The sequence below is a fragment of the Arthrobacter sp. Hiyo1 genome (assembly GCF_001263615.2).
Classification (GTDB): domain Bacteria; phylum Actinomycetota; class Actinomycetes; order Actinomycetales; family Micrococcaceae; genus Arthrobacter.
Genome location: NZ_DF952474.1, coordinates 170610 through 174729 on the forward strand (window position 1 = coordinate 170610; position 4120 = coordinate 174729).

General features: G+C 62.5%; 1 protein-coding gene, 1 tRNA gene and 3 pseudogenes. 1 reads left to right on the forward strand and 4 read right to left on the reverse strand.

All coding sequences use genetic code 11. From position 1 onward, the window contains the following. Positions 1-1148, reverse strand: a pseudogene (locus tag AHiyo1_RS18165) (helix-turn-helix domain-containing protein); the annotation flags it as partial. A gap of 138 nt (positions 1149-1286) precedes the next feature. Here AHiyo1_RS18165 and AHiyo1_RS18170 point away from each other — a divergent pair. Continuing rightward, positions 1287-1550 (forward strand): hypothetical protein, encoded by a 264-nt coding sequence (locus AHiyo1_RS18170; RefSeq protein ID WP_059389476.1) that lies wholly within the window; start codon positions 1287-1289, stop codon positions 1548-1550. 292 nt (positions 1551-1842) lie between these two features. Here AHiyo1_RS18170 and AHiyo1_RS18175 read toward each other — a convergent pair. From AHiyo1_RS18175 to AHiyo1_RS27220, 3 genes and pseudogenes are all read right to left on the reverse strand, one after another. Beyond that, positions 1843-1919, reverse strand: a tRNA-Pro gene (locus tag AHiyo1_RS18175). An 85-nt stretch (positions 1920-2004) separates the two neighbouring features. Continuing rightward, a pseudogene (locus tag AHiyo1_RS18180) lies at positions 2005-3819 on the reverse strand (ABC transporter ATP-binding protein). Continuing rightward, positions 3816-4120 (reverse strand): annotated as a pseudogene (locus AHiyo1_RS27220) (ABC transporter ATP-binding protein); the annotation flags it as partial. The pseudogenes AHiyo1_RS27220 and AHiyo1_RS18180, both read right to left, overlap by 4 nt.

Here is a 4120-nt window from a genome sequence, read left to right on the forward strand (position 1 = left end):
CCTCTTCGAGATGGACCAGCGCGTCCGTGTTTTCACCGGCTGCCTTGAGGGCCTTGCCGAGGAGGAACGCCACTTCGCCTGCGGTGTGCCGGGCGAGGACATCGCGGTCCGCGTGGATTTCGCGCAACTTGGTGATGGCTGCCGGGATGTCGCCCGTCAGGTAGAGCCAGCGGGCGCGGATAAAGGCAACTTCCAACTGGTCCGTCTTGTTTCCGCCCACAATCGACAGGGCGAGTTCAGCGCGTTCGATGGCCGAGAGCGTCTCCGGCTCCACGATTCCCGAGGAGAGCCGGACAGCCGCCGACGCCTTGTTGAAACGGGCCCACAGCTCAATGTCGTTGGCGGGGGAGAGCAGCTTGGCGGCGCGCTCGTGATGCTTGATGCCTTCAACGTAGTCGTGGCGCATGAAAGCCACGTTTCCCACCACCCAGGCCACTTCGCCTGCGAGCTGCGACATCGAATGATCGTCCATCTGGTTGTTCATGGCCTGGCAATACGTCCAGGCCTCGTCCAACCTGCCACTCTCGGCCAATGCACCGATCAGGCGCGGTGCGCCCCGATGATCAGGGTTGAGCCTTTGGGCAGCTGCTCGGAAAGCCTCACGGCTTCCTTGGCGTGCTCGACGGCGGTGGACAGCTGCCCTTGTCCGTGGCAGACGGCGGCAAGCATCTGGCGGGCGCGGACGCCAGGCCCGCAGATTCGGTAGCCATGGGATGCTCCAGGAGATGCTGGATGATCTGCTGGCACTCCTTCAACTGGCCCTGCTTCATGAGGCATTCGGCCTGCATGTAGGTCATGTTCCACCAGGCGCTGGTGTTCTTTGCCTCGAGCGCGATCTGGGCGGCGGTTGATGCGTGGCTTGCGGCAAGCGGGTAGTCCCTGAGGTCCCACGCTTGCCTGGCGTACAGCCCTGCGAGCACGTATTCGGCGTCACTGACGGATACGGGTTGGCTCCAGGCTTCCAAGGCTTTCGGTGCCAGCTCCAGACGGCGGGCGAGTTCTTCAATGACTTCGGCCGTGGGCTCCCGCCGGCCGGTTTCAAGAAGTGAAATGTAGCTGGGTGAGTAAAGATCCCTGCCCAATTCAGCCTGGGTCAGCCCACGTTCGAGCCGTTCGGCACGGAGCTTTTCTCCGAATCCGTTCCCCACAGGTTCCTCCTAGAGGCTTGTCTTTGCGCTGTCTTTACGCCTAAAGCTTGACAGTCGCTGTGGAAAACATTTTACAATGAATGTCAACAGGGACCGCGAAATTTCCGTAACGAATCCGACTCGCATTGAGGAAAAATTATGTTGAAGAAGATTGCTGCAGCAGTGGCCTTGGCCGGCGCTCTTGCATTCTCCGCCGCGGCGCCAGCCGTCGTTTCCGCAGCCCCTGTGGCAGACACCGTCAGCACGGTGCTCAGCATTGGTAACTGGCCTGATCCGATGAGGGTGTCGCAGGCTATCGGCAACTGGCCCGATCCGATGGGTGTGGTCTCGCAGGCTATTGGTAACTGGCCCGATCCGATGAGGGTGTCGCAGGCAATCGGTAACTGGCCCGATCCTGTGTAGCTGAGGCTCGACGGCGGCACCCGGGATCCCGGTGGCCGCTGGATAATTCAAATGAAGTGAAGAAGTCCCCGGTAGTCTGAAATCGACACACCGGGGATTTCTTTTGCGCGAAGATCCGCGAAGACCGTGATATGCCCCGAGTCTTTGTGTCGGGTTGTTAACAACACTTGTCTCTAAACCTCAGGGGCGAGCGAGAAAACCGGTCAGGGGAATGTTTCCGGGTTTTCCCCGGCTGCCGAAAAGCTCGTTAAATAAAGTAGAAGACCTTCCGAGTGGAAGGTCTTCTACCAATTGGTCGGGATGACAGGATTTGAACCTGCGACCTCTTCGTCCCGAACGAAGCGCGCTACCAAGCTGCGCTACATCCCGATCCGCTGCGAAAGCAACTGTTCAAGAATAGCCGATCCCTCCCCGGATGCGAAATCGAAGGACGCCCGCCTGCGGAACTACTGGCTCAGACCAGCGAGTCCTTCCAGGCGCCGTGCAAGCGGGCGAAGCGCCCTCCTCCGCCGATGAGCGCGGCCGGCGTGCCGTCTTCGACGATGCGTCCCTCGTGCACCACCAGCACCCGGTCCGCTGTCTCAACAGTGGAGAGCCGGTGGGCGATGATGATCGCGGTCCGTTCGGAGTCCGCTCCGGACAACAGGCTGCCCAGGCCGGCCTGCACCAGTCGTTCCGAGGGGATATCAAGCGAAGATGTCGCTTCGTCCAGGATCAGTACTGCCGGGGCCGCAATGAAGGCCCGGGCAAAGGCGATCAGCTGCCGTTGTCCGGCGGAGACCCGGCCGCCACGCTTGTTGACGTCGGTGTCGTAGCCGTCAGGCAACGCGGAGATGAAGTCGTGCGCGCCAACGGCCTTCGCCGCGGTTTCGATCTCCTCGCGCGTAGCCTCGGGCCGCCCCAGGGCGATGTTGTCCGCCACGGAGCCGCTAAAGAGGAAGGCTTCCTGGGTGACCATCACACGGCGCGCCGCAGGTCCGCCGTCGAAAGCTCCCGGAGGTCGACGCCGTCGAGGGTCAAGGATCCTTCGGTGACGTCGTAGAAGCGGGCGATCAGCTTGGCAAAGGTCGATTTGCCGGCGCCGGTCTGTCCAACGAGGGCTATGGTCTGTCCGGCGGGAATGTGAAGGTCCAGCTTGGGGACCACTACCTTGCCGTTGCCGTAGCCGAACTCCACTCCACGGAAGTCGATTTCGCCGCGCGCATGGGGCAATGGCACGGGGTTCTTGGGTGGCCGGACAGTAGGAACTTCTTCGAGCAGGCCGGACACCTTCTCGAGCGCGGCCTGGGCGCTCTGGAAGGAGTTGTAGAACATGGCCATCTGGTCCACGGGCTGGAAGAAGCGCTTCGTTGAAAGGATCAGTGCCAGGAGCACGCCTACCGCCAGCTCTCCCGAGAGTACCCGGAAGCCGCCGAACAGCAGGACCACCGCGACGCACACGTTGCCGATGAGGACCAGGCCCGGTTGGAAGACACCGTTGAGGTTGATGGAGCGGACCGTGACTTTGCGGTAGTCCTCGGAGAGTTCGGCATAGCGCTGGGCGTTCTCCGGCTCCTTGCGGAATGCCTTGATGGCCCGGATGCCGGTCATGGTCTCCACGAAATGCACAATCAGCCTGGCGGACACCACCCGCGATTCGCGGAAGGCGATCTGCGAGTGTTTCTGGTACCAGCGGGCCAGGAAGTACGCAGGCACGCCCGTGGCGAGCATGAGTAGCCCGCTGCGCCAGTCGAGGGCAAACACCGTAAATGCCGTGAAAAGCATGAACAGGATCCCGGAAGCCAGCGAGCTGACGCCCGAATCGAGCAGTTCACGCAACGCCTCCAGGTCCGAGGTCTGGCGCGCGATGATCCGGCCCGAGGTGTACTTCTCGTGGAACTCCAGGCTGAGCCGTTGGGTGTGCCGGAAGACCCTCAGCCGCAGGTCGAGGAGCATTGACTGGCTCAGTTTCGCCGTGGAAGTGACGTAGAGGGCGGTCAAAATCGCCGTTGCGACGGCCGCTGTCAGGTACAGGACGCCGGCCAGGACCACGGGCATGTTGTTTCCGGCGAGCAGCGAGGGCAGTGCGTGGTCGATGCCGAAAGCGATGATCGCGGCCCGGCCACCCGGGTGGCTGCGAGAGCACCACCATGGCCAGCGTCAGCCAGAACCGCAACCGCACCGGGCGGATAAGCGATCCCAGCAAGGCGACCGACCGCCGTCGTACTGCTTTGCTGTCGCTGCGGCTCAGGTGGGCGTTGTCTTCATTGGCGGTTCCGAACGTGCTCATCGGCGGCCCTCCCCGGCTTGGTCCATGTGCTGTTCCGAATCCAGCTCGTGTTCTAGTTCGTCGAGTTCGAGGTCGAGGTCCTTCGGCCCGGAGTCGAGGCTCGCGATCACGTAGCGGTAGTGGGCGTTGTTGGCCAACAGTTCCGTATGGGTCCCGACGGCGGTGATGCTTCCGTTTTCGAGCAGCGCCACGCGGTCGGCGAGGGCAACGGTGGAGGGCCTGTGCGCGACGATGAGCGTGGTGGTGTCCCGGAGGACTTCGCGGAGCCTGGCTTCGACGAGTTCCTCCGTGTTCACGTCCA